This is a genomic window from Psychrobacillus lasiicapitis (assembly GCF_006861795.1).
Lineage (GTDB): Bacteria > Bacillota > Bacilli > Bacillales_A > Planococcaceae > Psychrobacillus > Psychrobacillus lasiicapitis.
The window spans coordinates 118,841-132,853 of sequence record NZ_VDGH01000013.1; the positions used below are offsets into that span (position 1 = coordinate 118,841).

Consider the following 14,013-nt stretch of genomic DNA (forward strand, 5'->3'; position numbering starts at 1 on the left):
TTTTTTATTAAATTTAAGAAGATGACAATCATATACTAGAAGAGAGGGTCATTTTTATTACTTTTTTAACGTGAAGATGTAAATATGAATAATTTCTTCTTATAAAGGTCTACCTAGTTTCTTTGCATGGTAGACCCTTATGAGAAAATTTTAGTTTTTATTTATTGGAACTTGAATGGATTCAATAGTATAAGGTTCCATAACTGGTACTAGGGGACCTTCCCCTTTTGTATTAGGATTATCTACTTTCATCACAAGCACGATTGGTGTTATCGTAAGAGTGGTTGCTGCCTCGTCGAAAACAGTTGTCGTAACCCTTGGATAACTTTTATGATTAACATCAAAATCAGTACTGTGACCAGTATCACGGTAATGAACATAGTTATATTCTTTTCCTAAATTATCGGATATCAAGTATTCGATTTGGACGCCTCTCATTTCTTCCTTCTCTTGTGAAACTAGCCGCTCGTCTACTAGTTCCGACAGATAGATAGTAGATGAAATAGGAGTTTGCGTTATTTTCGTTAATTCTACTTCAATTCCTTCATCCACGGTAGAAAATTCATTAGCAGCATATTTTTTTGTTTTATTATCTAACTTGTTTAATGAAAATTGAAAAGTCCAGTTTCCGAACGTTTCTTGTTCAACATTATTTAGATTACGTACAGAATCACCTGCCCATGTAACTTTAATAGCATCTGGTTTAGTTCCTTTGAGTAATTGATAGATATATACTACAGCGTATTCATGGTCACTTATTTTTTCTACTATAAAGTTATGGTCAAACCCATTATATTCATACTGATCTCCAAATTCGTCTACAACCATGTTACCTTCTAAAACAGGTCTCTCGCCCAAATCCTCTTCACTCGTTATCGTATAGGCAATTGTTATATTTTCTCCATCATATACTGCATTAGTTGCTGTAATACTAATTCCATTACTTTCTTCTGTTAACCCTATATCGGTTGAATGCTCGTCATATTCCTCAAAAACATAGTATTCATTGTTACTCAATAATTGAAATATGTTACTAATAATTGGTAGCTTTGCGGCAAATGCTGGAAATGTAAGACTAATTGTTAAACTAGAAATGACGATAAAGGAGGCTGCAGCTAATAAGAAATAATTTTTCTTTTTTTTCTTTGTTAATATTTTATTAAATATTTTCTTTTGAATGCGTTTTTGTTCTAGTGCGGAAAGTGGCTTTTCTTCAAATTCACTTACGTTTAACTTTACATTATTTAACTCTTTAAAAATAGACATTTTTCACACCCCATCCTTCAATAGAAGAGTTTTCAACTTTTTTCTGCCTCGAGATAGTTTATTATGCACCCACGATTGCTTTACGTTGTATTCCTCAGCAATTTCATTGGATGGAACACCTTCCACATAATATTTTTCAAAGATCGCTCGTTCCGTATCGCTCAATTCACTTAAAATAGCGGTTAAATCGATTCCACTCGGTTTGAGCGTTGATTGATGATAGAAATGTTCATCAAACTCAAACTTACTGACTTGTCGCTTTGTTTTTTCCGTTTTACGTATATAGTCAATAGCTCGGTATTTGGCAATTGCAGCAATCCATTGCTTGAACTCATTTTTTCTAGAATCAAATGAATCAATATGGAACCATATTGAAGTGATTACATCTGCCAAGCATTCTTCTGTATCTTGTTGATTGCCTTTTAAGTATTGTCGAATAATACTATGAAGCAGACCTCCATAATTCTGAATAAGATAAGGAATAGTCTGTTCATTTTTTAAGATTATTTGTTGTACAACGTTTTCATCCGTTATCTTCACTTCAACCTCTCCCTGTTTGTTTTTGGGTACCCTGCCTATTAATACGTATATAAAATAAGAAACCTATCAAATGAAAAATATTAGAACAAGAGTCTGTTGTATTATTTTTTACATTAGAATCACTAAATTGTGATAGAGCTCTGTGCTCTGAAATTTGGTATTTACATCTATATTACATTTTAAAATAGAAGAATTGGTATCAGTGAGCGTGAGTACGAGAAAATAAAATAAAATTAAATACTGGAAGATTTTTAATTAGCAGTATGGGATTAGGAAAGATAGATTATTGAAGGAATATGAAGGTTATTTGTTTGACTAAAGAAAAAGAATTAATTGGGACGACTAAAAACAGCGGAAGCATATAAGCTTCCGCTGTTTTAGTTTCTTATTGTAAGACGAAGCTTAATCCAAATAAGAGTGAAGACATTATCATTACAAAAATCATTAAATAAACGACAATTTTACGGAATTTTTGATTGCTCATGAAATTCTCTCCTTTAGTATGTACTACCATTTTAACAAAAACGAAAAAAATCACAAGAGGTAGCGAATTTTTTTGGAAATCTGTACAATAGAATAGAGAATAGTCAAACAGTAAGGGGGCAAAGGGATGGAAAAGGTAGATCATATTGGAATTGCAGTAAAAAGTATAGAAGATTCGCTTCCATATTACACAGAAACATTAGGTTTGAAACTAATACATATTGAAGAGGTTCCTTCTGAAAAAGTGAAAGTTGCTTTTATTGATAGCGGCAATGTAAAACTAGAATTACTCCAGCCTATCGACGAAACTAGCGCGGTTTATTCTTTCATTGAGAAAAAAGGAGAGGGCATACATCATGTTGCCTTTGGTGTATCAAATATTCATGATCGTTTAAATGAGTTGAAAGTAAAAGGGGTTAGACTCATTCAAGAAACGCCAAAAATTGGGGCGGGTGGAGCGCAAGTTGCATTCATTCATCCTAAAGCTTCTGGTGGGGTTTTATATGAGCTTTGCGATAAAACAGGGGGAGTGAAGTAAACAGATGGATATTTATGAGAAAATCAATGATTTATATGATCGTAAGCGGAAAATCGAATTAGGTGGCGGAGATAAACGTATCGAAAAGCAACACGAAAAAGGGAAGCTGACTGCTCGAGAACGGATAGCATTACTGGTTGATAAAGATTCTTTTGTAGAGTTAAATCCGTTTATCCAGCATCGTACGGTTGACTTTGGGATGGACAAGCAAGAAGGACCTGGTGACGGGGTGGTCACTGGATATGGAAAAGTAAATGGTCGGCCAATTTATCTATTTTCACAGGATTTCACGGTATTTGGAGGAGCACTTGGTGAAATGCATGCGCAAAAAATAGCGAATGTAATGGATTTGGCTGCTAAAAATGGTGCCCCATTTATCGGGCTAAACGATTCTGGTGGTGCTCGTATTCAAGAAGGTGTAGTGTCTCTTGATGGATACGGTCAGATCTTTTATAGAAATGCAATTTATTCTGGTGTTATCCCTCAGATTTCGGTTATTTTAGGACCTTGTGCTGGTGGGGCGGTGTATTCACCTGCTATTACAGACTTTGTTTTTATGACTGATGAGACGAGTCAAATGTTCATAACTGGACCAAAAGTGATTGAGACCGTAACCGGCGAAAAAATTTCTGCGGAAGATTTAGGTGGATCCAAAGTACATAACACGATTAGTGGGAATGCTCATTTCCGTGGAAAAACAGAGGAAGAAGTATTAGAGAGTGTACGTTTACTACTGAGCTATCTACCGCAAAACTTTGAAGAAAAACCTACCATTACAGATGTGGCACCAGAAAATGATGATCGACCAGATTTAGCAGACATTGTGCCATTTGAAGCTGTTCGTCCGTATGATATTCGAAAAGTGATTGAGCAAGTAGTGGATAGAGAATCTTTTTTAGAGGTACAAAAGGAATTTGCTAAAAATATTGTCATCGGATTAGCCCGCATTAAAGGTGAAGTTGTTGGTCTCGTTTGCAACCAGCCTAAAGTAATGGCAGGTGGACTGGATATCGATTCAAGTGATAAAGCCGCTCGCTTCATTCGTTTTTGTGATTCCTTTAATATTCCAATCATTACATTTGAAGATGTGACCGGATTCTTCCCAGGTATTAAGCAAGAGCACGGAGGCATTATTCGTCATGGGGCAAAGATTTTATTTGCCTATTCGGAAGCAACTGTTCCTAAAATGACTGTTATTTTGCGTAAAGCATACGGCGGGGCTTATGTAGCGCTAAACTCCAAATCAATAGGGGCGGATGTAGTGTATGCATGGCCAAATGCGGAAATTGCAGTAATGGGACCACAAGGGGCTGCAAACATTATTTTTGCGAGAGAAATCGCAAATAGCGAAGAACCTGAAAAAGTTCGGGCAGAAAAAATCGAAGAATACCGTGAAAAATTTGCAAACCCTTATGTAGCAGCTTCTATGGGGATGGTAGACGATGTAATCGATCCTCGTGAAACACGTATTAAGTTAATACAAGCATTAGAGATGATGCGCAACAAAAAAGAAACAAGACCAAACAAAAAACATGGAAATATTCCATTATAAAAGGAGTCTTCATAAAGTGAACCGTTTAATAGAAGAATTTTTTGAGTTAGTAAAAATAGATTCGGAAACAAAGCATGAGGAAGTAATCGCGCCTATTTTAATGCGTAAATTAGAGCAATTAGGCTTTTCTGTTATCCAAGATGATTCTGCAAAACGAACTGGACATGGTGCAGGTAATCTAATCGCCACTTTAAAAGGAAATAAGGCAGATGCAGATGCGATTTATTTCACCGTTCATATGGATACGGTTGTACCTGGTAAAGGAATCCAACCTATTTTAAAAGAAGACAGTTATATTTATTCGGATGGAACGACTATTTTAGGAGCAGATGATAAAGCGGGTATTGCCGCGTTATTTGAAGCTATTCGTCGTTTAGACGAACAAGAGGTATCTCATGGGGATATTCAGGTCGTGATTACAGCCGGTGAAGAAAGTGGCTTAGTTGGAGCAAAAGAATTAGATTCTACATTATTAACAGCAAAATATGGCTATGCAATTGACAGTGACGGAACAGTTGGTGGGATTGTGACGGCAGCTCCATTTCAATCTAAACTATGGACGACGATTACTGGAAAAACGGCGCATGCAGGAGTAGCACCTGAAAAAGGAATTTCTGCTATTACATTAGCTTCTAAAGCTATTTCTGCGATGAAGCTAGGACGAATTGACGGAGAAACGACCGCAAATATCGGACGATTTGAAGGTGGACAAGCTACAAATATTGTATGCGATGAAGTGCATATTTTATCGGAAGCGCGTTCAATCAATAAAGAAAAATTAGATGCTCATGTAGCTCATATGGTTGCTACCTTCGCAGAAACAGCTGAAAAACTAGGCGGCATGGCTAAAACAGAAACTGAATTAATGTATCCTGGTTTTCATTTTGAAGAAGATCATGAAGTAGTACAAGTAGCGAAAAAAGCGGTTGAAAAAATTGGCCGTACTGCCGATATAAAAAGAAGCGGCGGAGGCAGTGATGCAAATGTTATTGCCGGATTTGGAATTCCAACGGTTATCTTATCCGTTGGCTATGAGGAAATTCATACGACAAATGAACGCATGCCGGTAGAAGAGCTCGAAAAATTAGCTGATTTACTTGTAGAAATTGTAAAAGTAGCAGCAGAATAACGTATACAGGAGGCGCTGACTATTGTCTAGTGAAAAAGTAGTTGTTTTTCAATGTGGAAATGAAGAATATGCGGTTCCAATTGAACATGTCGTATCTATTGAAAAGCTTGAACAAGTAAACCCAATACCACATTTGCCGAATTATTTAATTGGTTTAATGAAAATTCGTGGTGAACTTATGCCAATTATCGACTTTGAAGAAATCTTATATCATCGAAGTGGCGTAAACTTTGAAAATGCTCGAGTTGTGACGATGCATACACAAGATATGTCCCTCGGAATACTAGTGAAAGAAGCAAAAGAGATTCTTGATATTGCAACAGAAGATTTAAAGCAAATTGGTTTAGTAAACTACACGAAGACCCAATATTTTACTGCGGTCGCGAATTTAGAAAACCGTATGATTACAATTGTCGATCCATCTATTTTAGTACGTTCTTTAGAAGGAATTAAAGATATCCAATCGTATCTAGAAAATATGAAGAAGGAAGAAATAGGTAGCTTATAAAAGCTACCTATTTTTATTTAGTTAGTGAAACGATAGAAATTTAGACAAGTGCTAAACTTTTTTCAGATAGTGGAAAAAGGCAAATAATTGTTTACCGAAAAGCTTTGGACGGAGCAACTCATCTCCCGATGGCTCAAATATCGTAAAAATTGCTATAATAAAATAATACAAAGTGGAGGTGAGACAAGTGTCTAGTAAGGCGAGAATAATTTTTCATCTAGATATGAATAGTTTTTATGCTTCTGTCGAGCAGGCACATGATCCTTCTCTGAAAGGGAAAGCAATTGCAGTTGCGGGCGATCCGAAACAAAGACGTGGAATTTTAGTCACTTGTTCATACGAGGCCCGTGCTAAAGGTGTGTATACCACAATGTCTGTTTGGGAAGCAAAACGAAAATGTCCGGAACTAATTTTATTACCCCCTAATTTTGAACGCTACCGAGCTGCATCTAAAGCAATGTTTGATATATTGCGTTCGTATACGCCACTTGTGGAACCGGTGTCGATTGACGAAGGATATATGGATGTGAGCGATATAGAAATGGGTCAAGATGCAATTGCTTTTGCAGAATCTATTCAACAGCGAATCGTTCGGGAGCTAGATTTACCAAGTTCTATTGGGATTGCGCCAAATAAATTTTTGGCAAAAACTGCATCGAATATGAAAAAACCAATGGGTATTACGGTCTTGCGTAAACGAGAGGTTGCAGAAAAGCTTTGGCCGCTACCCGTAATCGAAATGCATGGTGTAGGCGAGAGCACTTCCAAAAAGTTTTCGGAATTTGGTATTCACACAATTGGAGACTTGGCAAATGCGACTCCTAATATTTTAAAAGAGAAGCTTGGCAAAATAGGAATTCGACTTTCCGAAAGAGCAAATGGTATCGACAATCGAGCGGTCGACCCAGAAGCAGTTTTCGATACAAAAAGTGTTGGAAATTCAACCACCCTACCATATGATGTAACGGACGTGGAAGAAATTGAAAAAGTTTTAAAACTGCTTTCTAAAAAAGTAGCATCTCGATTAGATTCAAAAAACTTGGCGGGACGTTCTATTACCATTCATATTCGCGATGCCAATTGGAAGAATAAAACGAGAAGTAAAACAGTGACGAACCGACTTTATAAAGAAAAAGAAATATACGAGCTTGCGTCAACCTTATTTCATACTACATGGAAAGATGAGCCGATTAGATTACTCGGTGTTACGGTTAACAATGTATACGATAAAGGAGAATCGGTGGAGCAGCTATCCATTTTTAACTTTGAACAGCATGCAAAAGAAGAACCCATTTTGAAACTTGTCGAACAGTTACAAACTAAGTTCGGAAAAGATACGATTAAACGGGGAATAAAAGTAAAAAAGAAAGCCTCGTTGGAATCTAAAACGAGCTTTAGTAAAGATTTTCTCGACGATCATTAATACTAAATCTTTCAATGACAAAGCATACAATTATCACTTTACATACCCCATAAGGGTACTGTATGATAGAAATAGGGATAGGAGGTTGAATCCTTGGATAATATAAAAGAAGAACATACTATCGAATCCGATGCATCGTGTCGGAAAAGTCATCATCCAGAACATGTCAAAAAAGATTTAACAAATCGGTTAAATCGGATAGAGGGTCAAATTCGTGGCATTAAAGGAATGGTTGATAAAGACGTCTATTGTGACGATATTATCACCCAGCTTTCCGCAACTCAATCCGCGTTAAATAGTGTCGCAAAAGTCCTGTTACAAGGGCATTTAAAAGGCTGTGTAGTAGATAGATTAGCTGAAGGTGATGACGAAGTGCTGGATGAATTATTAGTAACAATACAAAAACTAATGAGAAAATAAAAGGAGAAATGATACAGATGGAAAACATAACATTGAATGTACAAGGAATGTCTTGTGGTCATTGTGTAAATGCTGTAGAAAGTAACGTAGGAAAACTAGATGGAGTAGAGCAAGTAAAAGTTCATTTAGATGCAGGCAGAGTAGATGTTTCATTTGATAACGAAAAAGTAACAGTAGCTAAGATTAAAGAGACGATAGACGATCAAGGATATGACGTAGATTAATTCAGTAAGAGTGCTGTATTAGCACTCTCTTTCTTACAACGATATATACCCCTATCCCGTATGATAATGAAATGTGCAAGCTTAGTATACTGAGCGGACAAGTTTTTCCTCATTCTAGTGTATACAAGTAACAAGCTAACGCAATGTAAGTTAGTGAATATATCAAAGTTGAAGGGCGAGTGATAAAGATGAAAAAACAACTTATGCTAGGAGTTATATGTTTGACTGCAATATTTACACTGACAGCTTGTGCAGATGATAAAAGCGAAACGAACTCCAACGAAAATATGAATAGTAGTACAAGCAAAGAAGAAAGCGGGAACACAGATCACTCGATGATGCACCATTCTACTTCTGGGGAAGTTCCGGAAGGTTTGAAAGTTGCAGATAATCCTATTTACCCAGTAGGAAGTCAAGCAATTATCGAAACTGATCACATGCACGGGATGAAAGGTGCAGTAGCAACAATAGTAGGTGCCTACGATACAACAGTCTACACAATTTCCTATACTCCTACTACAGGTGGAGAAAAAGTGAGCAATCACAAATGGATTATTCATGAAGAGATCAAGGATGCTGGTGATGAAGCCTTAAAACCAGGATCAAAAGTAACGATAGAAGCTGATCATATGGAAGGGATGCAAGGTGCAACTGCTGAAATAGACTCAGCAGAAAAAACAACGGTTTATATGGTTGATTACACATCAACAACTGATGGAGAAAAGGTGACCAATCATAAATGGGTTACTGAAAGTGAACTGTCATCTAAATAAGTGTGTTTTCGGATTAGTGAGTGGCCTAAGGTGCTGTCTTCTATGGACAGCACTTTTTTATATGACTCAAATCAATAACATGTTATTGACTTCTTTATTTTAGTTTAAACCAATACTTATAGGGAAAATAAATAATTATTAAATCAATAATTTAAAATAGTAGGAGGAGTTTTGATGAACCTAAAATATGATGAATGTATTAAAGCTTGCTTAGAGTGCCTAAAGGCTTGTAATACCTGCTTTGATGCATGTTTACAAGAAGATGATGTGAAAATGATGGCAGAATGCATCCGATTAGATCGGGCATGTGCTGATATTTGTGCCTTTGCAATACAAGCTATGACTTCAAATAATCCATTTGTTAAGGAAATTTGCCAACTTTGCGCGGAAATCTGTTATCGCTGTGCAGAAGAATGTGCTAAGCATGATCATGAACATTGTCAAAAGTGTGCGGAGGCATGTCGTAAATGTGCGGAAGTATGTCGTGAGATGAGTTTATAATGGAAAAAGAGTAATTTAATTAAGGCTATTGCCAAACTAAAGTGAGTTTGACAGTAGCCTTAAATAATTTTTAACGACAAATATAAAGTGAACCTATATTTTAAAAGAATTTGTTATTACTTCATGTTTTTCATACGGTAATCTGTTGCAAGACATGTTCCGAAAAGGTAGTATTAAATGAATTAAAGTAAATGAAAGCCTAGAATTCAAAGTTGGCTTTTTGGTTGATGACGAAAGCAGGTGAACAGATGCAATTATTATTTTTAGGGACAGGTGCAGGAATGCCTTCAAAGCAACGAAATACAACTGCCACTGTATTAAAATTACTCGATGAGCGGGGAACATTTTGGATGTTTGACTGTGGGGAGGCAACACAACATCAAATATTACATACTACTTTAAAACCGCGTAAATTAGAGAAATTGTTTATCACACATTTACATGGAGACCATATATACGGGCTGCCTGGTTTGCTTGGTTCTCGTTCTTTTTTAGGTGGAGATGAACCCCTTACGATTTATGGACCAGCTGGTATTAAAGCTTGGATTGAAGTAACACTTGCTACATCAAAAACACATATTAAATATGCACTGAATATTATGGAAATCGAAGAAGGTATTATTTTTGAAGATGATCAATTCATTGTAGAAGCAAAATTTCTTGAACATGTTATTCCTTGTTTTGGGTACAAAGTGACGCAAAAAGCACTACCTCCTGAATTGTTGATTGAAAAAACGGATGCACTTGGTGTTCCAAGAGGTCCTTTACTAAGACAATTAAAAGAAGGTCATGATGTAGAGTTAGCAGATGGTCGAATCGTTAAGAGTTCCGAAGTAACAGGGGAACCAAAAGATGGATTCCAAGTAACTATATTAGGCGATACAAAATTTTGCGAGAGCTCAATTTTACTGAGTAAGAGATCAGATATTGTCGTGCATGAAGGAACGTTTGACCAAGAAACGGCTGAACTAGCGGGTTTGTACGGACATTCCACTATAATAGATGCAGCAAATGTGTGTAAAGAAGCTGAGGCCAAGCACTTGATTGTCAATCATATAAGTGCAAGATTTATGCCATCAGATATAAAAAACATGATTGCCCAGGTAGCACATTATGAGTTTCCCATATACGTAGCGGAGGATTTTGCTGAATATGATTGGTCAAGTGGGTTATTAAAGAAGATTCCGAGGGCGTAGCACCACTCGGGATCTTTTATTTTTTTTCAATGATAACTAAACTTAATGTAGCAACTGGTCCGATAATAAGTGATAAAAGGAACCAATTTAATCCGCTTCTGTTTTTTCCTTGTGCTATGCCTGCATTAATGAGGGCAAGGGTACCCCAACCGACAAAGTATGAATTATCCATACAATCGTACACACCTTTCTCGTTGTTTGGTTGCTCTTAAATACCACTGGGTCTCCCTTAAACAGTTTTTCCCACGTCTATCCCGCATTAACTGGCAGTAAGACTCCCACTTCAAGATTGAAGAAAAGCGAAAAGATAGGTGGGAGATCAACTGCTGGCATGCGCCCGATGAAATGATCCCAGACTAAGTACGCAACATCGTGTTGCTCCTGCGCAAAGCTCGTCGCAAAAAAAAAGAGCGTTTGCAACGTCTGTGTGACCCACATCGTGTGGGACACAACTAACAATCAGTGGGGGATGACGGGGACTAAAAGTGCGACGTCCATGTCGCACCGTCCCCACTAGCACGTCCTGTGCGTCGAAAAACCCCCACTGATTGAAGTTTCACTTTATTCGTACTGTTTTCCAAGAACACGAGATTTGTTTTGGGCAGCGTCGATACAAGCAAATATTGCTTCGTTTACTTTATGCTGAACTAGCTGTTCTACGCCAGCTTCAGTTGTGCCACCTGGACTTGTAACTTTTCTTCGAAGTTCGGATGGTTCAACATCGCCTCTTTTCAACATTTGTGCTGCACCCTCCATCGTTTGGATAAACAATTGACGTGCATCTTCAGAACACAATCCATGCTGTACAGCTGCTGCTTCAAACTGCTCTGCAAAATAGTATAAGTAAGCAGGACCGCTTCCTGCAAGTGCCGTCACTACATGTAAATCATCCTCTTCAACTGCTTTCACTGAGCCAATTGCTTCTAATATATGGATAATTTCAAGCTTGGAATGCTCAGATACAAGTTCATTCCAACATACAGCAGAAGCACTTAACCCAACTGCCGCAGAAGTATTTGGCATTACACGCGCTATTGGTCGGTCGCCTAAATGAGATGCGATTGTTTGAATGGACACACCTGCAATAACAGATATAATCATCGCTTCTTTGTTTGTATAGGGAGCAATTTCATTGCAAGCTTCTATTGCATCTTTTGGTTTCATTGCCAAAACGACAATGTCTGCTTCTTTTAACGCTCTTTTCTCTTCACAAACAATCTGGACGTTATACGAACGTTTCAAATGTTCTAGCTGTTCCATATCTGATTTATTCATCACATGAATATGTGCAGGTGAAACTTTTTCCTCTTTCGTCAAGCCATTAATAATCGCCTCAGCCATTGCTCCAGCTCCCACAAATACGATCTTCGACATGTACAATCCACTCCTTTTGGTCATATAAAAAAGCGCTCCCGTCCTATATAAATAAGGACGAAAACGCTTGTCTCCGCGGTACCACCTAAATTTGTCGATAAAAAATCGACACAACTTAATCCTCCTTATCGCGGGAGGCACGACTATGTTTTCATAGTAGCTCCGAAGTAGGTTCGACATATGAGCGGGAGGTGAAACTTGCAGCGGGTCATTTCACTCTCTAGTACTCCATCATATATGTACTATTCTTCATCTTGGCTTTTAATTTCTGAATTAATGAAATTATATGTGTGTTCCAATAAAAAGTCAACGTCCTTTTAGTGACGTCTTATGGAAAAAGCTGTACAATGGAATGAATAAGCATTCATAACAAAGGGGAACTGAGTAGATGATACATAAAATTAGTGTGCCAACACCTTTTGCAGTAGGAGATGTGAATACGTATTTATTAAAAGGAGATGCATTAACGTTAGTGGACGTGGGACCAAAAACTGAAGAAGCTCATGCAGCACTCAAAAATGGGATAAAAGAAGCTGGCTATGCACTAACAGATATTGAACAAGTGTTATTAACACACCATCATCCAGATCATGCCGGTTGGGTGGATGCATTTGAACAAGCTACCATATTAGGTCATGCTTATAATCAACCTTGGTTAACGAAAGATAAGGATTTCTTTCAGTTTCATGACAAGTTCTACCTGCAAAGTTTGATAGAAGAAGGGGTCCCAGAGAATTATTTGCGCTGGGTGGAAAAAATGAAAAGACCACTTCATTTTATTGGAAACCGTCCAGTTGAAAAAATTCTACAAGATGGGGATATACTACCTGGTCATCCTGAGTATACAGTGTTAGAAACATTAGGCCACGCGCAAAGTCATCTCTCTTTTTGGTCAGAGAAAGAGAACGTGCTAATCGGTGGTGATTTAATAATAGACAAAATTTCATCCAACCCATTAATTGAGCCACCACTAAATAAAGAAAAACGGGCTAAATCCATGCTGCAATACAATGCGTCATTGCAAAGAATCCAATCATTGCCAGTAGAAATGGTATATAGTGGGCATGGAGAGGAAGTTTATAATGTGTATGAGCTTCTTACAGTAAGACTTGAAAAACAAAGGGAACGAGCGATGAAGGTTTTAGATATGATGAAAGATGGAGAGAAAACAATTTTTGAACTAACGCAGGAGCTATTTCCAAAAGTGTATGAAAAAGAACTAGGATTAACGCTTTCCGAAACAATAGGGCAAGTCGATTATTTAATGGATAATGAATATATAACAGAAAGACGAACAGAAGAAGGGATTTTAATGTATGGGCAAGCATAAAAAAGTATGCATTACCGGCGCTACAAGTGGCGTCGGACTTTTGCTTGCTAAGAAATTGCAAGCGGATGGTTATGAAGTATGGGCTACAGGCAGAAATATAGCAGCTTTAGATGAATTAAATTTGTTAGGCATACATACAATACAAGCGGATTTAACAGTAGAACAATCATTCGAAAATCTATTTGAAGAGATGGGAACGCCCGATGTAGTCGTGCATTGTGCTGGAGTAGGTACATTTGCTTATTTAACAGATTTAGAAGAAACCCATATGGATCAAATGCTGCAGATTAACGTGCTCGCACCGATGAAGCTTACAAAATACTTCGCTACAAAAATGAAAAAAAGAAGGAACGGCCATATCATTTTTGTCGCTTCACAGGCAGGAAAAGTCGCTACTCCAAAAGCAACTGTTTACGCAGCTTCTAAGCATGCTATTATAGGCTTCGCCAATGCAGTTCGTATGGAATTAAAGGAATTTGGAATAAAAATATCGACCATTAATCCTGGACCAATCGATACACCATTTCTCGATTTAGCAGATCAAACCGGAAATTATCGCGAAAGACTAAGCAAGCATCTCCTCTCGCCTGAAACGGTTGTATCCTCTATTGAAAAAGTAATCCAGAATCCAGTTCGTGAGATAGATCTCCCGTCCTATATGAGTATTACAAGCAAATTATATGCAGTTTTCCCTAAAATGGTAGAAACAGTTGGGAAACGTTTTTTTACAAAAAAATAGTGGATCAATAAAACAAG

The 14,013-nt window shown here is 37.4% G+C and carries 17 protein-coding genes and 1 other annotated feature; of the genes, 12 read left to right on the plus strand and 5 right to left on the minus strand.

The features are described 5' to 3' along the window. Nucleotides 1–150 precede the first annotated feature (150 nt). The 3 genes from FG382_RS19615 to prli42 all read right to left on the minus strand — a co-directional run bounded on the left by FG382_RS19615 (nucleotide 151) and on the right by prli42 (nucleotide 2,290). Nucleotides 151–1,266, minus strand: coding sequence for a DUF4179 domain-containing protein (locus FG382_RS19615; protein WP_142540566.1), 1,116 nt, complete (start codon nucleotides 1,264–1,266; stop codon nucleotides 151–153). Between the two features lie 3 nt (nucleotides 1,267–1,269). Next, nucleotides 1,270–1,806 carry a sigma-70 family RNA polymerase sigma factor gene (locus tag FG382_RS19620; RefSeq protein ID WP_142540567.1) on the minus strand — a complete coding sequence of 179 codons (537 nt, stop codon included), beginning with the start codon at nucleotides 1,804–1,806 and terminating at the stop codon, nucleotides 1,270–1,272. A 385-nt stretch (nucleotides 1,807–2,191) separates the two neighbouring features. Further along, nucleotides 2,192–2,290, minus strand: coding sequence for a stressosome-associated protein Prli42 (prli42, locus tag FG382_RS22810; protein ID WP_170206588.1), 99 nt, complete (start codon nucleotides 2,288–2,290; stop codon nucleotides 2,192–2,194). Nucleotides 2,291–2,416: 126 nt separating this feature from the next. On the opposite strand from prli42, the gene mce reads away from it, so the two are divergent. From mce to rnz, 10 genes are all read left to right on the plus strand, one after another. After that, nucleotides 2,417–2,827, plus strand: coding sequence for a methylmalonyl-CoA epimerase (gene mce, locus FG382_RS19625; protein WP_142540568.1), 411 nt, complete (start codon nucleotides 2,417–2,419; stop codon nucleotides 2,825–2,827). A 4-nt stretch (nucleotides 2,828–2,831) separates the two neighbouring features. Further along, nucleotides 2,832–4,379, plus strand: a complete 1,548-nt coding sequence (locus FG382_RS19630; RefSeq protein ID WP_142540569.1) for an acyl-CoA carboxylase subunit beta — start codon at nucleotides 2,832–2,834, stop codon at nucleotides 4,377–4,379. 16 nt (nucleotides 4,380–4,395) lie between these two features. Further along, complete coding sequence (locus FG382_RS19635) at nucleotides 4,396–5,508, plus strand: M20/M25/M40 family metallo-hydrolase (protein WP_142540570.1); 1,113 nt, start codon at nucleotides 4,396–4,398, stop codon at nucleotides 5,506–5,508. 22 nt (nucleotides 5,509–5,530) lie between these two features. Further along, nucleotides 5,531–6,016 (plus strand): chemotaxis protein CheW, encoded by a 486-nt coding sequence (locus FG382_RS19640; RefSeq protein ID WP_142540571.1) that lies wholly within the window; start codon nucleotides 5,531–5,533, stop codon nucleotides 6,014–6,016. Between the two features lie 187 nt (nucleotides 6,017–6,203). Further along, nucleotides 6,204–7,439, plus strand: coding sequence for a DNA polymerase IV (locus FG382_RS19645; RefSeq protein ID WP_142540572.1), 1,236 nt, complete (start codon nucleotides 6,204–6,206; stop codon nucleotides 7,437–7,439). Nucleotides 7,440–7,532: 93 nt separating this feature from the next. Continuing rightward, nucleotides 7,533–7,859, plus strand: a complete 327-nt coding sequence (locus tag FG382_RS19650; RefSeq protein ID WP_142540573.1) for a metal-sensing transcriptional repressor — start codon at nucleotides 7,533–7,535, stop codon at nucleotides 7,857–7,859. Nucleotides 7,860–7,876: 17 nt separating this feature from the next. After that, nucleotides 7,877–8,083 (plus strand): copper chaperone CopZ, encoded by a 207-nt coding sequence (gene copZ / locus FG382_RS19655; RefSeq protein ID WP_142540574.1) that lies wholly within the window; start codon nucleotides 7,877–7,879, stop codon nucleotides 8,081–8,083. 188 nt (nucleotides 8,084–8,271) lie between these two features. After that, a complete protein-coding gene (locus FG382_RS19660; RefSeq protein ID WP_142540575.1) occupies nucleotides 8,272–8,856 on the plus strand; it encodes a YdhK family protein in 585 nt (194 codons plus the stop codon). A 174-nt stretch (nucleotides 8,857–9,030) separates the two neighbouring features. Then, nucleotides 9,031–9,357: a four-helix bundle copper-binding protein gene (locus tag FG382_RS19665; RefSeq protein WP_142540576.1), complete on the plus strand. Its 327-nt coding sequence runs from the start codon at nucleotides 9,031–9,033 to the stop codon at nucleotides 9,355–9,357. Nucleotides 9,358–9,605: 248 nt separating this feature from the next. Then, entirely contained in the window at nucleotides 9,606–10,553 is a 948-nt protein-coding gene (gene rnz / locus FG382_RS19670; RefSeq protein ID WP_142540577.1) for a ribonuclease Z, read from the plus strand. A 16-nt stretch (nucleotides 10,554–10,569) separates the two neighbouring features. Here the strand turns inward: rnz and FG382_RS22815 are convergent, their stop codons facing one another. Further along, nucleotides 10,570–10,725, minus strand: coding sequence for a hypothetical protein (locus FG382_RS22815; protein WP_170206589.1), 156 nt, complete (start codon nucleotides 10,723–10,725; stop codon nucleotides 10,570–10,572). Nucleotides 10,726–11,114: 389 nt separating this feature from the next. Continuing rightward, a complete protein-coding gene (proC, locus tag FG382_RS19675) occupies nucleotides 11,115–11,927 on the minus strand; it encodes a pyrroline-5-carboxylate reductase (protein ID WP_142540578.1) in 813 nt (270 codons plus the stop codon). 50 nt (nucleotides 11,928–11,977) lie between these two features. Beyond that, nucleotides 11,978–12,192, minus strand: a binding site (T-box leader). A 123-nt stretch (nucleotides 12,193–12,315) separates the two neighbouring features. Here proC and FG382_RS19680 point away from each other — a divergent pair. Together FG382_RS19680 and FG382_RS19685 are read left to right on the plus strand one after the other, a co-directional pair. Further along, the gene (locus FG382_RS19680) at nucleotides 12,316–13,257 is read left to right on the plus strand and encodes an MBL fold metallo-hydrolase (protein WP_142540579.1); all 942 of its coding nucleotides are present in this window, start codon (nucleotides 12,316–12,318) and stop codon (nucleotides 13,255–13,257) included. Continuing rightward, on the plus strand, nucleotides 13,244–13,996 hold the full coding sequence (locus FG382_RS19685) for an SDR family NAD(P)-dependent oxidoreductase (protein ID WP_142540580.1): 753 nt from the start codon (nucleotides 13,244–13,246) through the stop codon (nucleotides 13,994–13,996). The genes FG382_RS19680 and FG382_RS19685 overlap by 14 nt, the downstream gene beginning before the upstream one ends. Nucleotides 13,997–14,013 lie beyond the last annotated feature (17 nt).